This window comes from Kitasatospora sp. NPDC059146 (genome assembly GCF_042786665.1).
Lineage (GTDB): Bacteria > Actinomycetota > Actinomycetes > Streptomycetales > Streptomycetaceae > Kitasatospora.
This window is the reverse complement of sequence record NZ_JBHZCY010000008.1, coordinates 74,140-89,816: the sequence shown is the minus strand read 5'-3', so window position 1 is coordinate 89,816 and position 15,677 is coordinate 74,140. Positions and strand designations below refer to the sequence as shown.

Genomic DNA, 15,677 nt, shown 5'->3' with positions numbered 1-15,677 from the left:
ACACCCACACACCATGACCACCCCTGCCGCCGCCCCGCGCGTCCTCGCCGAGGCCCGCCGCCCCGGCCCGGACCTCCCCGGGCCCCCGCCACCGCTGCCCGGCTTCACCCCCGCCGGCCTGGCCCCGCTGATCGCCGACACCGCCGACCACTGCCTGCGGGCCCACCACGGCCCGCCGCCCGCCCCCGGGCGCACCGCCCTGCTGCTCGCCAGCGCCGGCGGCGACCTCGCCACCGCGCGCGCCATCGACCGGAGCGCGGAGCCCGGACACCGCCCGGCCCCGCTGCTGTTCTTCCAGTCCAACCCCAACGCCGTCCTCGGGCACATCGCCGCCCGCTGGGGCCTGACCGGCCCCGTCGTGGCGATCAGCCCGGTCGAGGCCGTACCCGGCACCGTCCCCGCGGACGCCTACGAGCTGGCCGCGCTGCTGCTGGCCGACGGGGACGCCGACCACGTCCTGGTGATCGCCGCCGAGCAGGGCCCCGACGGTGACCACGCCGTGGCCGTGCTGCTCGCCGGGCCCGCCGACTGAACCCGCGGGCCGGCGGCGCCCGTAGCCATCGATGAGGCCCGCCGCCTGACGCAGCCGTACCCGGCACACCAGCGACCCGCCCGGCCCACCCTCGCACCGCCGACGCCCCGCCACGGCCGACGCCCCACCCCCGCCCGGCCGCCGTCCGCGCCGGCCGCACCCCGACACCCGATCAGCCGCCCGGGCCGCCCCGGCCCCGAGGGAGGGATCCACCCCCGTGACCATCCGCAGTCTCCGCACCCAGCTCGCGGACGACCCCGACGTGGGCGCCGGCAACGTGCTGACCGCCCGGATCGCCCTCGGCCAGGGGCTCGACGAGCCGCTGCTCACCTTCGACACCCCGGTGGACGGCCACCCCGCCTGGCAGCCGCTCACCCTGCGCGAGCTCGACCGCGCCGTCCGGGCCCGCGCCGCCGCCCTGCACGGCCTCGGCATCACCCGGCGCGACCCGGTCGTGGTGCACGCGAGCGACGCCGCCGAGCACGTGCTCGCCTTCCTCGCCCTGGCCCGGCTCGGCGCCGTCCCCGCGCTGCTCAACCCCAACCTGGACGCCGAGCGCGCCGCCCGCTACATCGCCCGGCTCGGCGCCGTCGGGGTGCTCGCCGACCCGGCCCACCTGGCCGCCCTGGCCGAGTACGACCCGGGCGCACCGCTGCTGCCGGAGATCTCCACCCTCGGCGCGGGCGACCCGGACGCCGCCCCGGAGCCCTACCGGCACTGGTCCGGCGACCCGGTGGCGATCACCCACTCCTCCGGCACCACCGGCATGCCGAAGGCCGTCGTGCACTCCCACGCCGGCCTGTACGCGGCGATCCGCCACCGGCTGCGGCTGCCCCGCCCGCAGGGCCAGGACCGGATGCTCAGCGCCCTGCCCGCCCCGCACGCCGCGACCCTGATCGCGCTCAACCTCGCGCTCAGCTCGCACACCGAACTGGCCTGCCTGTCCGGCCAGTCCGGCGCCGGCGTGCTGGACGCGATCGAGCAGTGGCACCCCACCGGGGTGATCGGCTTCGCCGCCACCTGGGCGGACCTCGCCCACCACGACCTGGCCGCACGGGACCTGGCCTCCGTCGCACTCTGGTGGAACACCGGCGACTGCGCCCACGAGGTGCACATCCGCCGACTGATCGCCACCGGCAGCCGGGAGACCGTCACCCGGCAGGGCCGCACCCGGCAGCCCGGCTCGCTGTTCGTGGACGGCCTCGGCTCCACCGAGATGGGCCACTCGCACTTCTTCATCACCCACGGCCCCGGCACCGACCGCTACGGCCGCTGCGTCGGCCGCCCGCACGCCTTCGTCGACTGCGAAGTGGTCGGCCCGGACGGCGAACCGCTCGGCCCCGGCGAGGTCGGCGAACTCGCCACCGCCTCACCGACCCTGGCCCTCGGCTACTGGAACGACTCGGCCACCACCTTCCGCACCCGGCTGCGCGGCCGCTTCCTCACCGGGGACCTGATGTACCGGGACGAGGAGGGCTACTACTACCACGTCGACCGGGCCGTGGACTCGCTCGAACTCGCCGACGGCAAGCGGCTGTTCACCGCGATGTCGGAGGAGCGGGTGCTGGCCGCCCGCCCGGACGTGCTGGACTGCACGGTGGTCGCCGTCCGGGACGGCGAGCAGGTGGTCACCGACGTGCTGCTGCTCCTCGGCGAGGACGCCGACCGGGACGCCGCAGCCGAGGCCGACCGCGCCGAGGCCGTCGTCGCCGCCCTGGACGAGGCCACCGCCGCGACCGTCCGCAAGGTCCTGGTGGTCACCGGCGACGACATCCCGCTCGGCCCGACCGGCAAGGTCCGCAAGGTCCTGCTGCGTGAGCGCCACCTGGCGGCGGTGAGCGCCCGATGACCGACCGCGAAGCCGCCGTCATCACCGGCATCGGCCTGGTCTCCCCGCTCGGCCGGGGGCCCGCCGAGGTGTTCGAGGCGCTGGCCGCCGGCCGCTCCGGCCTGCGGGCCGTCCCCGAGGACCACCCCGCGCACGGCTGGCTGCCCGCCGCCGGGATCGCCCCCGCCGTGGACGGCCGCGAGGTGCTGCCGCCCACCGAGACCCGCTGCGTGGACCGCTTCGTGCTGCTCGCCCTGGCCGCGGCCGACGACGCGCTCGCCGACGCCGCCCTGGTGGTCGGCCGTGACGCCGACCCGCACCGCACCGCCGTGGTGCTGGCCACCGGGGGCGGCGGCCTGGAGACCTTCGAGCAGCAGTCGCACCGCCGGCTGGAGCGCGGCCGCCCCGGCGTCAGCCCGTACCTGCTGCCCGGCATGCTCTCCAACATGGCCGCCGCCCGGATCGCCATCAAGTACGGCATCCGGGGCTACAGTTCGGCCGTGGTGACGGCCTGCGCGGCCGGCGCCCAGGCGATCGCGGAGGGGCTGCGGCTGATCCGCGCGGGCGACGCCGACGTGGTGGTGTGCGGCGGCACCGAGTCCTCGCTGCACCCGACCATCGCCGCCGCCTTCACCAACGCCCGTGCCCTGGCGCAGGGCTGGGAGGATCCGGAGCAGTCCAGCCGGCCCTTCGACAGCCGCCGCAACGGCTTCGTGCTGGGCGAGGGCAGCGCCGTCCTCGTCCTGGAGAGCGCGAGCCACGCCGCCGCGCGCGGCGCCACCGGCTACGCGGACGTGCTCGGCTGGGGCGCCTCCACCGACGCCCACCACCCGACCATGCCCCGCCCGGACGGCGCCGGCGCCGCCGACGCGATGCGCGCCGCGCTCGCCAACGCGGGCCTGGCCCCGGAGGACATCGACTACGTGAACGCCCACGGCACCGGCACCAAGCTCGGTGACGTGGCGGAGACCGCCGCCCTGCACGCCGTCTTCGGCGCGCACCGGCCTGCGGTCAGCTCCACCAAGGGCTCCACCGGCCATCTCCTGGGCGCCGCAGGCGCGTTGGAGGCAGCGGTGACGGCCCTGGCGGTGGCGAGGGGGACGCTGCCGCCGACGCTCAACCTGGTCGACCCGGACCCGGCCTGCGACCTGGACCACGTCCGGGGCGCCGCCCGGTCCACCCCGGTGCGCGCCGCGCTGAGCAACGCCTTCGCCTTCGGCGGCCACAACCTCAGCCTGATCCTCGGCCCGGCCTCCGTCCGCCCCGTCGACGCCACGCGCTAGCTCCCGCGGGTCCTCGCCGGGCAGCGCCGCCCGGCAGCGCGCCGCTCCTCGAACCACCATCCCTCCGGGGGGAGATCCCGTTGTCCATCCAGACCATCGCCCGCGTCGAGTTCCACTGCGCGGACGCCGACAAGACCGCCGCCGAACTGCACGCCGACTACGACTTCACCGCCGCACCCCCGACCACCTCGGCGGACGGCACCCGCACCATCGACCTCGCCCAGGGCTCGATCCGGCTGCGCCTGACCGCCGCCGCCGACCCCGGCCACCCGGTGTCCGCCTACGTCGCCCGGCACGGCGACGGCGTCGCCGCGCTCGCCCTCGGCTGCACCGACCCGCGGGCCGCCCTGGAGCGGGCCGAACGGCACGGCGCCCGGGTGCTGGACCGGGAGGCCTGCCTGATCGCCGGATTCGGCGACACCGCCCTGCGGTTCACCTCGATGCACGCGGCCGGGGCGGACCGGGCCGACGGGGCGACCGGGAGCACCGGCCCCGGGCTACTGGAGGCCCTCGACCACGTCGCGATCTGCCTGCCCGGCGGCGAACTCGCCGACGCCGTACGGTTCTGCGAGGCCGCGCTCGGCTTCCACGCGATCTTCGAGGAGTACATCGAGGTCGGCGAGCAGGCCATGGACTCCACCGTGGTGCAGAGCTCCTCCGGCCTGGTCACCTTCACCCTGATCGAGCCCGACACCGCCCGCCGCCCGGGCCAGATCGACGAGTTCCTGTCCGCCCACGGCGGCGCCGGGGTGCAGCACCTGGCGTTCAGCACCCACGACATCGCCACCGCCGTGCGCACCGCCCGCTCCCGCGGCGTGGAGTTCCTGACCACCCCGGGCGCCTACTTCGACGCGCTCACCGAGCGGCTCGGCGGGACGGCCATCCCGGTGGAGACCCTGCGCGACCTGCACGTCCTGGTGGACCAGGACCACGGCGGCCAGCTGTTCCAGATCTTCGCCCGCTCGACCCACCCGCGGCGCACCTCCTTCCTGGAACTGATCGAGCGCCAGGGCGCGGGCACGTTCGGCACCGCGAACATCAAGGCGCTCTACGAGGCGGTCGAGCGACAGACCTCCGCCGCCGCCCGCTGACCGCCCCCAGAAGGGAAGCACCACCGATGACCACCGCCACCGAGTTCCGCCTCACCGACGCCGAGCACGCCCTGCTGCCCACCCCCGAGGAGGTGGCGCACTACCGCGAGCACGGCTGGTACCTCTCCCGCCGGCTGTTCACCGACGAGGAGCTGGACACCCTCCAGGCCGCCACCGAGCTGTACTACGCGGGCCACCGGGACCGTGAACTGCCCGTCCGCCCGCCCCGGTTGGCCGCCTGGGAGCCCTCGCACGGGCCGGTCCAGCGGCACAACGACTACGTCCACCACGAGAGCGACGCGATCGGCGCGATCCTGCGCAAGCCGCTGGTCGGCGCGGTCGCCGCACTGCTCGCCGGGGCCGAGGAGATCCGGATCTTCCAGGCCACCCTGATCTACAAGCCCCCGGTGCCCGGGGAGCCCAGCAACCACGTGCCCTGGCACTTCGACAAGCACTACTGGCAGACCTCGACCTCCCAGTCCATGCTCACCGCCTTCATCCCGTTCCACGACTGCCGGGAGGAGAACGGCACCATCACCATGGTCGACGGCAGCCACCGCTGGCGGGAGATGCCCTCCGGCGAGGACTCCACCCGGCACTTCGCCGACCGCGACAACTCCGAGCTGGACGCCATCCTGGACGCCAACGCCGCGTTCAACGGGCAGCGGGTGCGGAAGGTCCCGATGCTGATCCCGCGCGGCCACATGTCCTTCCACCACTGCCGCACCTACCACGGCAGCGGCCCCAACCTGGCCTCCTTCCCCCGCCGGGCCGTCTCGCTGCACCTCCAGGACGGCGCCAACGAGTACCGGCGGCACGAAGGGCCGGACGGCGGCCCGGTGGTGTACAACCACGACGTGCTGGTGCGCCGCACCGCCGACGGCCGACCGGACTACGCCGACCCGGCGTTCTGCCCGACGGTCTGGCGGGGAACGCTGTGACGGCACCGCCCGCGGCCGCGATCGCCCCGCTGGCCGCCCCGGCCGAGCGCTACCGGATGCTGCGGCTGATCCGCGGCTTCGAGGAGCTGGCGCTCGGCCTGGTGAAGTCCGGCGCGATCCCCGGCGGCATCCACCCGTACATCGGGCAGGAGGCCGTCGCGGTCGGCGTCTGCTCGGCGCTCGGCCCGGCCGACCGGCTGACCAGCACCCACCGCGGCCACGGCCACGTGCTCGCCCGGGGCGCCGCCCCGGACCGGCTGCTCGCCGAACTCGCGGGCCGGGTCGACGGGTTGAACGGCGGCCGGGGCGGCTCGATGCACGCCGCCGACCTCTCGCTGGGCATCCTCGGCGCCAACGGCATCGTCGGCGCCGGAGCGCCGATCGCGGTGGGCGCCGCCTGGGCCGCCAAGCACAGCACGCACGCCACGCACGCCACGCACGCCGAGAGCGGGACCGAGGGCAGCCCGGTCGCGGTGTCCTTCTTCGGCGACGGCGCGCTCAACCAGGGCGTGCTGCTGGAGTCGCTCAACCTCGCGGCGATGTGGCGGCTGCCGGTGCTCTTCGTCTGCGAGAACAACGGCTACGCCACCACCCTGCCCGCCGCGACCGCCGTCGCGGGCACCGCCACCGGCCGGGCCGCCGCCTTCGGCATCCCCGCCGAGCAGGTGGACGGCATGGACACCGAGGCCGTCCGGGCCGCCGCCCTGCGCGCGGTCGAGCGGGCCCGCGCGGGCGGCGGCCCCGGCTTCCTGGAGTGCCGCACCTACCGCTACGAGGGCCACCACACCATGGAACGCCGGATGAAACTGCGCTACCGCACCCCCGAGGAGGTCGCGGCCTGGCGCGAGCGCGACCCGCTGGCCCGGGCCGCCGCCCCGCTGGACCGGGCCGCGGTCGCCGAACTGGACCGCTCGGTGGCCGAACAGCTCGCCGCCGCCGAGGAGTTCACCCTGGCCTCGGCCCACCCGGACCCGGCCGGCGCGCTGGACCACCTGTACGCCGACGGTCTGCGGCCCCGGGCGGGGGTGTCGGCGTGACCAGGCTCTCGTACACCAAGGCGCTCAACCGGGCCCTGGCCGACGAACTCGCCGAGGACCCGGCGGTCTGCGTGTTCGGCGAGGACATCGGCGCCGGCCTGGCCGGCCCCACCCTGGGCCTGCTGGACCGCTTCGGCCCGGAGCGGATCGTGGACACCCCGCTCTCCGAACAGGCCTTCACCGCGATGGCGATGGGCGCCGCCCTGGCCGGGCGGCGGCCGGTGCTGGAGTTCCAGATCCCCTCGCTGCTCTTCCTGGTCTTCGAGCAACTCGTCAACCAGGCCCACAAGTTCTCGCTGATGACCGGCGGCCAGGCGGCCGTCCCGCTGACCTGCCTGGTGCCCGGCTCGGGCTCCCGGGACGGCTGGGCCGGGCAGCACTCCGACCACCCGTACAGCCTGTTCGCGCACGCCGGGGTGAAGACCGTGGTGCCCGCCACCCCGACCGACGCCTACGGGCTGCTGCGCTCGGCGATCCGCGACCCGGACCCGGTGGTGGTGTTCGCCCCGGCGGCCGCCCTGGCGGTGCGCGAGACGGTGACCTGGGAACTCGCCCCGGTGCCGCTCGGCCGGGCCCGGATCCACCGACCCGGCACGGACGTCACCCTGGTCGCCCTCGGGCACCTGGTGCACGACGCCCTGGCCGTCGCCGAGGAGCTGGCACCGGAGCTCTCGGTCGAGGTGCTCGACCCGCGCACCGTCCACCCCTTCGACTGGCCGGCGCTCGCCGAGTCGCTGGAGCGCACCGGCCGGCTGGTCGTCGTGGACGACTCCAACCGCAGCTGCGGCTTCGGCGCCGAGGTGCTCGCCACCGCCGCCGAGGAGATGCGGCTGATCGCCCCGCCGCGCCGGATCACCCGCCCGGACGGCGCGGTGCTGCCCTTCGCCCCCGCCCTCGACCGGGCCGTCCAGCCCGGCCGCGAGCAGCTGCGGCACGCACTGCGGTCCGTCGTGAAGGCCCGCTGACCGCCGCCCCGGCACCCCCAGCCCCGGCCCCGACACCTCCGGCCCGCCGTCACGGCCCCCCGGCCACCACCGTGACGGTGGGTCGAGGGCATGCGCCGGGCGGGTGTCGGCCCCCGCCCGGTGGCGGACCTCCTGGCGCCGCCGGGCGATCGAGCAGGCCTTCCGGGCCGCACCGGAGGGGCTCACAGCACCTTCGGCAGCACCGCCGCCGAGGCGGGCGGCTCGTCGCCCGCCAGCCGGAACCGGTGCAGCGCCGCCCGGCCGTCCGCCCCGCGGACCCGGGCGGCGAGCCGGGCGGGCAGCACCACGGTGCTGAGCCACCCCTCGCCGCGGTACCCCTCGATGGTCCAACTCACCCAGGGGAGCGGGTAGTTCGCGGCCGGACTGACGAACACCGGGGAGCGGCCCTGGAAGCTCACCCGATAGGTGCCGAAGCGGCTCCAGTTGGAGAAGCTGAACCGGCGCTGCTGCGGGTCGAAGCCCAGCGGCACGCACTCCCCCATCCGTGAACGGCCCAGCCCCGCCAGGAAGTCCAGGTTGGAGCGCAGGTTGAGGTGGGCGGTCGGGAACTCCTCGACCGCCGTCCGCAGCGCGGCCGCCAGCACCGCCGGGCCGTCCTTCGGCCGGTGCGGCACGTGCACCTCGCTCAGCAGGTTGCCCACCAGGGCGGGCGAAAGGCCCAGCCAGCGGCGGGCGTTGACCGGCACGGTGAGCATCCGCTCGGCCTGGTCACCGTCCAACTCCCGCAGGGTGGCGAGCACATGGGCGCAGAGCGCGTCCCCGGCTGAGAGCCGGCGCCCGGCGGCCGCTCCGAACTCCTCGCGCATCCGGTCGACCTCGGCCTCGGTGAAGGCGATCTGGACGGTCCGGTTGGCGCGCGGTCCGGCCGCGACCTCGCGGGCCAGCTGCTCCGCCTCCGCCGGTTCCGGCAGCCGGAAGCCGGGGCGTCCGCAGTCCTCGGCCGGCAGTACGGCGGCCAGCAACGCGTCCTGGTCGTCGACGAGTTCGGCCTCCGGCAGCGGCTCGCCCTCGACCGCCGCGGACCAGATCCGCAGCAGCAGCACGAAGCTGTGCAGGTCCCCGATCGCGTGGTGCCAGGAGCAGCCGAGCACCGTCCCGCCGTCGGCGGTCCGGGTGATCCGTACGGTGAACAGCGGGGCACCGCCGGTGCGCGCGGCGACGGCGTCCACCGGGTCGACCAGTTCGGAGCCGGCCGCCACCACCCGGCCCATCGCCTCGGCGAGGGTGCCGTCCACGGTGTAGACCGCGAGCGGCACCCCGGAGTCGTCGCAGACCGCCCGGAGCGCGCCGTCCTCGGTGCGCAGCCGTCCGGCGAACACCGGCACCCGCTCCAGGGCGAGGGCGAGGCCTGCGGCGAGCCGGTCCTCGTCCAGCGGCCGGTCGAAGCAGAGCACGACGGAGACGGCGAGGTCGGCGAGCATGGTGTCCATCAGGCCCAGGCGCAGCACCCGGCCGTCGGCCCGGCCGGCGCGGACGGTCCGGGAGCTGCGCGGATGCGGCCAGATCGTCATGGGTTCCCATCCGGTGGTCCGGCCGGTGGTCCGGCCTGCGGGCACGCCGAACGATAGTGCTACGCCGAGGCAGTGGTCCAGTCCAATGTCAGGATCCGGAAAGGCCGTTCGGGCCCGCCGACGATAGAATGCCGAGCATGGGACAGCGCCCCGGCGCACCCACCGCGCCGCCCCTCGTCCTGGTCACCGACCACGAATCCCGGCTGATCGACCCCACCCGGGCCTACCACCTGGGCCGGGACCCGACCAGCGAGATCGTGCTGGACGACCCCCGGGTCTCCTGGCACCACGCGGTGCTGCGCGCCACCGACGGCCACTGGCTGCTGGAGGACGTCGGCAGCACCAACGGCACCTACGACCAGGGCCACCGGATCGACCACGAGGACGTCGGCCCGGGCACCCGGCTGCGCTTCGGCGACCCGGCCACCGGCCCGTCCGCGACCTTCGCCGGCCTGCCCGGCCCCGCCCCCGGCGAGCGCACGGTGCTGCTCGCCCCGCGCAGCTCCGGCACCTTCCGCAGCCCGAGCGCCGTGCTGGAACTGCCCGGCCGCGCCCTGCGGATCGGCCGCGCCCCCGACAACGACCTGGTCCTGGACGACCTGGTGGTCTCCCGCCACCACGCCGAGCTGCGCGAACTGCCCGACGGCGGGCACGAGATCGTCGACCTGGACAGCCACAACGGCACCTACCTCAACGGCCGCCCGGTCCGCCGCGCCCCGGTCGGCCCGGCCGACCTGGTCGGCATCGGCCACTCCTCGCTCTGCCTGGCCGACGGCCGGCTGGTCGAGTACACCGACACCGGCGAGGTCTCGCTGGACGTCCAGCACCTGGTCGTCCGGGTCGGCCCGGACCACCGGGTGCTGCTGGACGACGTCGGCTTCCCGCTCGCCGAGAAGGCCCTGCTCGCGGTGGCCGGCCCGAGCGGCGCCGGCAAGTCCACCCTGCTCAACGCCCTCACCGGGCTGCGCCCCGCCGACGAGGGCACCGTGCTGTACGACGGGCGCGACCTCTACCGCGACTACGCGGAGCTGCGCCGCCGGATCGGCCTCGTCCCCCAGGACGACATCCTGCACACCCAGCTGACCGTCCGCCGCGCCCTGTCGTACGCCGCCGAACTGCGCTTCCCCGGGGACACCGCGAAGGAGGAGCGGGAGGGCAGGGTCTCCGAGGTGATCGGCGAACTGGGCCTGGAGGCGCGGGAGCAGCAGGTGATCGCCAGCCTCTCCGGCGGCCAGCGCAAGCGGGTCAGCATAGCGCTGGAGCTGCTCACCAAGCCCTCGCTGCTCTTCCTGGACGAGCCGACCTCCGGCCTGGACCCGGGCATGGAGCGCTCGGTGATGCAGTTGCTGCGCGGGCTGGCCGACGACGGCCGCACGGTGGTCGTGGTGACGCACAGCGTGCTGAGCCTCAACGTGTGCGACCGCCTGCTGGTGCTCGCCCCCGGCGGGCGGACCGCCTACTACGGGCCGCCGACCGAGGCGCTGGCGTACTTCGGCGAGGCGGAGTGGCCGGAGGCCTTCGAGGCCTTCGAGAACGACGCCGAGGGGCTCTGCCGGCAGCGTTTCCGCGCCTCGCCGCAGTACCAGCGGTACGTGGCGGCCGAGGCGGCGCACCCGGTGCCCCCGGCCCGCCCGCCGGAGTCGGCCGGGGCGGCCGGGGCGGCCGCGCGGCCCGTCGGCCGGGAGAAGCCGCAGGGCTGGTTCTCCCAGCTGGGCACGCTGGTGCGCCGCTACGCCGCGGTGCTCGCCGCCGACCGGCTGTTCCTGACCGTGATGATCGTGCTGCCGTTCGTCATCGGCCTGATGTGCCGGGCGATGGCCGGCAGCCGCCTCACCGACGAGAACGCCATCAACTGCCTGCTCACGCTCTGTCTCGGCGGGGTGCTCACCGGCTCGGCCAACGCGGTGCGCGAGGTGGTCAAGGAGCGCGCGATCTACCGGCGGGAGCGGGTGGTCGGCCTGTCCCGGTCGGCGTACCTGGTGTCGAAGGTGGTGGTGCTCGGCGCGGTCACCGTGGCGCAGGCCGCGGTGCTGACGGTGGTCGGCCTGGCCGGGGTCGCGCTCACCGCGCAGCCCCGCCCGAACGCCCCGCCGCCGGTGACCACCGGTGTGCTGATGCCCCAGCTGCCGGAGCTGATCATCGCGGTCGCGCTGCTGGCGTTCACCTCGATGATGCTCGGCCTGGTGGTGTCCGCGCTGGTCGCCAAGGAGGAGACCACCATGCCGCTGCTGGTGCTCCTCGCGATCGTCCAGGTCGTGTTCAGCGGCCTGATGCTCCGGCTGCACGGCGTGCCCGGCCTGGAGCAGTTCGCCTGGCTGGTGCCGTCCCGGTGGGGCCTGTCGGCGATGGCCCGCACCGTCGACCTGAACCGGCTCACCGTACCGAGCCCGATCACCGCGGACCCGATGTTCCGCCCCGAGCGCACCGGCTGGCTGGTCTCCATGGGCGCGCTGGCCGCCCTCGCGGCGGCGTACGGGCTGGCGGTGCTCGCCCTGCTGCGGCGGCACGAGCCGAGCGTCATGCGCAAGTAGCCGCCCCCGGCCCCGCCGGTAGAGTGGGAGACGAACTGCGGTGCGAATGCCGCTCGCGACCCCTGCCCCCCCGGCACCGGTCGGCGCGGCGGAGGGAATGTACCCGCCCATGGACGAGTTCGCGTTCCGCCCCACCCACGTCGCCCCGCCGGACGGCCTGGCGACCTGGACGGCGCCGGACCCGGCACGGCCCTCCGCCCGGCTCGACCCGCTGCTCCCGGTCCGGCTGATCGCCCGGCAGGGCGACTGGGCCCAGGTGCTCTGCTCCAACGGCTGGACCGCCTGGGTGGACGCCCGGCTGCTGGTCGTGCTCCCCCAGCCGCCCCCCGCCGCGGACGGACCGCCCGCCCGCACCGCCGACCCCCGGCCCGCCCTCGCCGAGGCCGGGGCCGCACTCGCCCGGCACCGCGCCCTGCTGGAGGACCTCGCCACGGGCGCCCTGGACCTGGAGTCCTTCCGGGAGCGGACCCGCGGCCTGCGGATCGGCCTGGTCGCGGACGGCGAGGCGCTCTGGGTGTTCGACCCGGTGCACGACCGCTGGTGCTACTGCGACGGGCTCCAGTTGCAGACCTACGCGGCCACCGACCGGCCACCGGCCACCGACCGGCAGGCAGCCGTCGGGTCCGCGGGCGCGCCGGGAGCGGCACCGGTGCCCGACCCGCAGACGCATGGCCCGTACGCGCCCACCCGGACGGGTGAGCCGTGACCCCGGCCGAGCCACCCCCGGCCTCCGACCCGTCCTCGCCCTCGACCGACGGGCTGCCCGCCGGCCTGGTCGGGCGGAGGGTGGCGGGCTACCGGCTGGAGCAGGAGATCGGGCGCGGCGGGATGGCCGTGGTCTACCGGGCCAAGGACCTGCGGCTCGGCCGGACCGTCGCGGTCAAGCTGCTGGCCCCCGAGCTGGCCCGCAACGAGGTGTTCCGGCAGCGCTTCATGCACGAGTCCGAGGCCGCCGCCGGCATCGACCACCCGCACATCGTCCCGGTGTTCGAGGCCGGGGAGCACGACGGCATCCTCTACCTGGCGATGCGCTACGTCGAGGGCGGCGACCTGCGCGCGCTGATCAACCGGGACGCCCCGCTCCCGATCGAGCGCGCCACCCGGCTGGCCCTGCAGATCGCCTCCGCCCTGGACGCCGCGCACGACCACGACCTGGTGCACCGGGACGTCAAGCCCGGCAACGTCCTGGTCGCCGCCGGCACCGACAGCGAGCACCCCGAGCACCTCTACCTGGCGGACTTCGGCCTCACCAAGAAGTCCCTCTCGCTCAGCGGGCTGACCAGCGTCGGCCAGATCGTCGGCACCCTCGACTACGCCGCGCCCGAGCAGATCTCCGGCCGGCCGCTGGACGGGCGCTGCGACCAGTACGCGCTCGGCTGCGTGGTCTTCGAGATGCTCGCGGGCACCCCGCCGTTCCGCCGGGAGAGCGACCTCGCACTGCTCTGGGCCCACCTCAACGACCCGCCGCCCGAACTGCGCCGGCACCGCCCCGACCTCCCCGAGGCGGTCGACGCCGTGGTGGCCCGCTCGCTCGCCAAGACGCCCGGGGAGCGGTACGACAGCTGCCTGCAGTTCGTCGCCGAGCTGCGCGCGTCCACCGGGCCCGCGCCCTGGACGGCGGACGGCCCGCCCACCCGGGTGGTCCCCGCGGTCGCCCGCGCCTCCGGCCCCACCCCGGTGCCGGACCCGCCCGCCTGGGCCGGCCCGGTCGTCCACCCGCCGTACCGGGACCGTCAGGGCCCGTCCCAGGAAGCTCTGGAGAGCCGTCGACCATGAACGCCGTGAGCCAGGTCTTCGCCATGCTCGCCGCCGCGATCCACCTCGTGGTGTGGCCGCTGGAGAGCTACCTGTACGGGCACCCGAGGGTGCGCTACCTGCTCACCGGCAGCACGGCGGACGCCCCGGAGGTCCGGCTGTGGCGGTTCAACGTCGGTTTCTACAACCTGTTCCTGGCCCTCGGGCTGGTCGCCGGGCTGGTCCTGCTGCACACCGGGCACTCCGGGGCGGGGCGGCCGGTGATCCTCTACATCGCGGCCTTCCTGGTGGCCGGCGGGACCACCCTGTTCGTCTCGGAGCCGAAGCTGTGGCGCGGCGCGCTCGCCCAGGCCGTCCCGGCGGCGGCCGTCCTGCTCGCCGAACTGCTCTGAGCCCGGGGCGGGTACGGGTGCCCGCTCCGGGTTCAGCCGCCGGTGCCCGCTCCGGTACTCTCCGCGCCCTCCCCGGCGCCCTCCCCGGCGAGCTCCCCGGTGACCTCCCCGGGGTGCCGCACCCGGGCCGCCAACAGCGCCCCGAGCAGTCCGGTCAGCAGTCCCCAACCGGCCGCCAGCGGCACCGCCGTCCACAGCTCCGGGCGCAGCGTCAGGCTGCCGCTGCCCAGCGCCGACACCGGGTTGTCCCCGCCGAGCACCGCGCCGAGCAGGTCCCCCAGTCCGCCCTCGCCGAGGCCGACACCCAGCACGGACAGCCCGTAGTCGGCGTCCATCCGGGTCCACAGGCCCACCAGCAGCACGGTGACGGCGGTGGCCAGCGCGAAGCGGACGGAGTGCTGCCAGAGCCGGACGCGGCGCGGTGAGCGGCGGGCGGCGAGGAAGGCGGCGGCGGTCAGCAGCACGGCGGCCACCGGCAGCAGCCACCAGCTGCGCGCGTCGTGCTCGGCCAGGGTGCCGAGGTCGATGGTCGCCGACCCCCCACCGGGGGCGCGCAGCACCGCGCTGAGCGGTTGGGGCACGGGCAGGCCGAGCGCGCCGACCAGCCGGCCGTGCCAGACGGCCCCGAGGCCGAGGCCGAAGGCCAGCCAGACCAGGTCGGGCAGGGCCAGCAGCAGCACCGCCATGGTCGAGCGGGCGTTGCCGTGCACGAGCGCGGTGACGACCCCGGCCACCGCGCCGATCGCGACGTACCCGAGCAGGACCGTCCAGAGCGCGAACGCGGCCGGGCGGACGGCGAGTTGGTAGCGCAACAGGCCGCGCGGCAGCGGCGCCCGGCGGGAGACCGCGAAGACCGCGGCGAACACCAGCAGCAGCCAGGCCAGCCCGACGCCGATGGTGGTGGCGCCGTCCGCGTGGAAGCCGACCTCCGGGGTGAGCCCGAGCGCGCCGCCGATGGTCTCCACCAGGCTGCCGCCGAGCTGGATCACGAAGGTGTGCTTGGCGGTGACGGTGATCACCACCAGGGCGATCAGCCAGAGCACCACCGTCCGGGCGATCCGGCCCAGCAGTTCACCGCCTCCCGCGACCGCACGGAAGCGCAGTTGACGCAGGAACACCTCGGCGATCACCACCGCGCCGACCAGCGAGACGCTCAGCGGCATCGCGCTGACCCCGGCGTCCACCGCCGCGAAACTGCCCGCGCCGCCGTCGAGTTGGACCGAGCCGCCGACGGCCAGCGCCAGCGTCGCGGCGAGCACCGGCGGGAAGCCGCCCTCCGGGAGGTCGCTCGCCCCGGCCAGCCAGAGGCCCAGCGCGGCCACCGCCGCCATCGCGACGAGTCCGGCCAGCACCGCGGCGAGCGCGTCCAGCCAGCCGCGGACGGCTCCGGGCGGGCCGGCGGCCCCGGTGGTGGGCTGCTGCATGCCGCCTCCCTCTGCTCGAACGGGCCTGGTCCGTTCCCAGGGTGACCGACCGCCGCGGGGCACGCTCGGCGACGGCGGGGCCACCTGCTGTTGCGGCGAACGGGGCACCGGGGGAGAAATGGAACCCAGTGGCAGGAGCTTCCCGTGCCGACCGTTCCTGTCGGCCGCCTGCGAAACGGAGCCTCGATGAGTTCCCAACCGCCCCCGTCCGGCCCGCCGAGCGAGCCGCCCTACGGCCCGCCCTCCGGTCCCCCGTCCGGCCCGCTGGCCGGCCCCCCGTCGGGGGGGGGGGCCGGCGGGGGGGGGGGCGGGGCGCCCCCCCCCCCCCGCCCCGCGGGGGCCCCCGGGCCCGGCGGGGGCGGCGGG

At 75.9% G+C, this 15,677-nt stretch carries 13 protein-coding genes; 11 read left to right on the top strand and 2 right to left on the bottom strand.

All coding sequences use genetic code 11. The features are described 5' to 3' along the window. Positions 1 to 13 precede the first annotated feature (13 nt). The 7 genes from ACFXPX_RS05510 to ACFXPX_RS05480 all read left to right on the top strand — a co-directional run bounded on the left by ACFXPX_RS05510 (position 14) and on the right by ACFXPX_RS05480 (position 7,677). On the top strand, positions 14 to 532 hold the full coding sequence (locus tag ACFXPX_RS05510) for a hypothetical protein (protein ID WP_380639638.1): 519 nt from the start codon (positions 14 to 16) through the stop codon (positions 530 to 532). Positions 533 to 749: 217 nt separating this feature from the next. Continuing rightward, the gene (locus ACFXPX_RS05505; protein ID WP_380639636.1) at positions 750 to 2,381 is read left to right on the top strand and encodes a class I adenylate-forming enzyme family protein; all 1,632 of its coding nucleotides are present in this window, start codon (positions 750 to 752) and stop codon (positions 2,379 to 2,381) included. Continuing rightward, positions 2,378 to 3,643 carry a beta-ketoacyl-[acyl-carrier-protein] synthase family protein gene (locus tag ACFXPX_RS05500; RefSeq protein ID WP_380592042.1) on the top strand — a complete coding sequence of 422 codons (1,266 nt, stop codon included), beginning with the start codon at positions 2,378 to 2,380 and terminating at the stop codon, positions 3,641 to 3,643. Before ACFXPX_RS05505 ends, ACFXPX_RS05500 begins: the two co-directional genes overlap by 4 nt. An 80-nt stretch (positions 3,644 to 3,723) precedes the next feature. Further along, a complete protein-coding gene (gene hppD / locus ACFXPX_RS05495) occupies positions 3,724 to 4,734 on the top strand; it encodes a 4-hydroxyphenylpyruvate dioxygenase (protein ID WP_380526430.1) in 1,011 nt (336 codons plus the stop codon). A gap of 26 nt (positions 4,735 to 4,760) precedes the next feature. Further along, positions 4,761 to 5,675, top strand: coding sequence for a phytanoyl-CoA dioxygenase family protein (locus tag ACFXPX_RS05490; RefSeq protein ID WP_375886906.1), 915 nt, complete (start codon positions 4,761 to 4,763; stop codon positions 5,673 to 5,675). Further along, positions 5,672 to 6,712: a thiamine pyrophosphate-dependent dehydrogenase E1 component subunit alpha gene (locus ACFXPX_RS05485; RefSeq protein WP_380639634.1), complete on the top strand. Its 1,041-nt coding sequence runs from the start codon at positions 5,672 to 5,674 to the stop codon at positions 6,710 to 6,712. The genes ACFXPX_RS05490 and ACFXPX_RS05485 overlap by 4 nt, the downstream gene beginning before the upstream one ends. Further along, entirely contained in the window at positions 6,709 to 7,677 is a 969-nt protein-coding gene (locus tag ACFXPX_RS05480) for an alpha-ketoacid dehydrogenase subunit beta (protein WP_375886904.1), read from the top strand. The genes ACFXPX_RS05485 and ACFXPX_RS05480 overlap by 4 nt, the downstream gene beginning before the upstream one ends. 182 nt (positions 7,678 to 7,859) lie before the next feature. Here the strand turns inward: ACFXPX_RS05480 and ACFXPX_RS05475 are convergent, their stop codons facing one another. After that, the gene (locus ACFXPX_RS05475; protein WP_380526425.1) at positions 7,860 to 9,209 is read right to left on the bottom strand and encodes an acyltransferase; all 1,350 of its coding nucleotides are present in this window, start codon (positions 9,207 to 9,209) and stop codon (positions 7,860 to 7,862) included. 137 nt (positions 9,210 to 9,346) lie between these two features. On the opposite strand from ACFXPX_RS05475, the gene ACFXPX_RS05470 reads away from it, so the two are divergent. The 4 genes from ACFXPX_RS05470 (at position 9,347) to ACFXPX_RS05455 (ending at position 13,887) form a co-directional block, all read left to right on the top strand. Next, positions 9,347 to 11,740, top strand: a complete 2,394-nt coding sequence (locus tag ACFXPX_RS05470) for an FHA domain-containing protein (protein WP_380639632.1) — start codon at positions 9,347 to 9,349, stop codon at positions 11,738 to 11,740. Positions 11,741 to 11,849: 109 nt separating this feature from the next. Then, positions 11,850 to 12,446: a hypothetical protein gene (locus tag ACFXPX_RS05465; RefSeq protein ID WP_380639630.1), complete on the top strand. Its 597-nt coding sequence runs from the start codon at positions 11,850 to 11,852 to the stop codon at positions 12,444 to 12,446. Beyond that, positions 12,443 to 13,516 carry a serine/threonine-protein kinase gene (locus tag ACFXPX_RS05460; protein WP_380526419.1) on the top strand — a complete coding sequence of 358 codons (1,074 nt, stop codon included), beginning with the start codon at positions 12,443 to 12,445 and terminating at the stop codon, positions 13,514 to 13,516. Before ACFXPX_RS05465 ends, ACFXPX_RS05460 begins: the two co-directional genes overlap by 4 nt. Beyond that, positions 13,513 to 13,887 carry a DUF1304 family protein gene (locus ACFXPX_RS05455; RefSeq protein ID WP_380526417.1) on the top strand — a complete coding sequence of 125 codons (375 nt, stop codon included), beginning with the start codon at positions 13,513 to 13,515 and terminating at the stop codon, positions 13,885 to 13,887. Before ACFXPX_RS05460 ends, ACFXPX_RS05455 begins: the two co-directional genes overlap by 4 nt. 32 nt (positions 13,888 to 13,919) lie before the next feature. Here ACFXPX_RS05455 and ACFXPX_RS05450 read toward each other — a convergent pair whose 3' ends face one another. Continuing rightward, entirely contained in the window at positions 13,920 to 15,311 is a 1,392-nt protein-coding gene (locus ACFXPX_RS05450; protein WP_380639628.1) for a streptophobe family protein, read from the bottom strand. Positions 15,312 to 15,677: the final 366 nt, after the last annotated feature.

What these genes read in the sequence shown, in the direction of transcription:
- ACFXPX_RS05510 (WP_380639638.1), top strand. Translation starts at nt 14, where the DNA reads ATGACCACCCCTGCCGCCGCCCCGCGCGTCCTCGCCGAGGCCCGCCGC.
- ACFXPX_RS05500 (WP_380592042.1), top strand. Translation starts at nt 2,378, where the DNA reads ATGACCGACCGCGAAGCCGCCGTCATCACCGGCATCGGCCTGGTCTCC.
- ACFXPX_RS05490 (WP_375886906.1), top strand. Translation starts at nt 4,761, where the DNA reads ATGACCACCGCCACCGAGTTCCGCCTCACCGACGCCGAGCACGCCCTG.
- ACFXPX_RS05475 (WP_380526425.1), bottom strand. Translation starts at nt 9,209, where the DNA reads ATGACGATCTGGCCGCATCCGCGCAGCTCCCGGACCGTCCGCGCCGGC.
- ACFXPX_RS05470 (WP_380639632.1), top strand. Translation starts at nt 9,347, where the DNA reads ATGGGACAGCGCCCCGGCGCACCCACCGCGCCGCCCCTCGTCCTGGTC.
- ACFXPX_RS05465 (WP_380639630.1), top strand. Translation starts at nt 11,850, where the DNA reads ATGGACGAGTTCGCGTTCCGCCCCACCCACGTCGCCCCGCCGGACGGC.
- ACFXPX_RS05455 (WP_380526417.1), top strand. Translation starts at nt 13,513, where the DNA reads ATGAACGCCGTGAGCCAGGTCTTCGCCATGCTCGCCGCCGCGATCCAC.
- ACFXPX_RS05450 (WP_380639628.1), bottom strand. Translation starts at nt 15,311, where the DNA reads ATGCAGCAGCCCACCACCGGGGCCGCCGGCCCGCCCGGAGCCGTCCGC.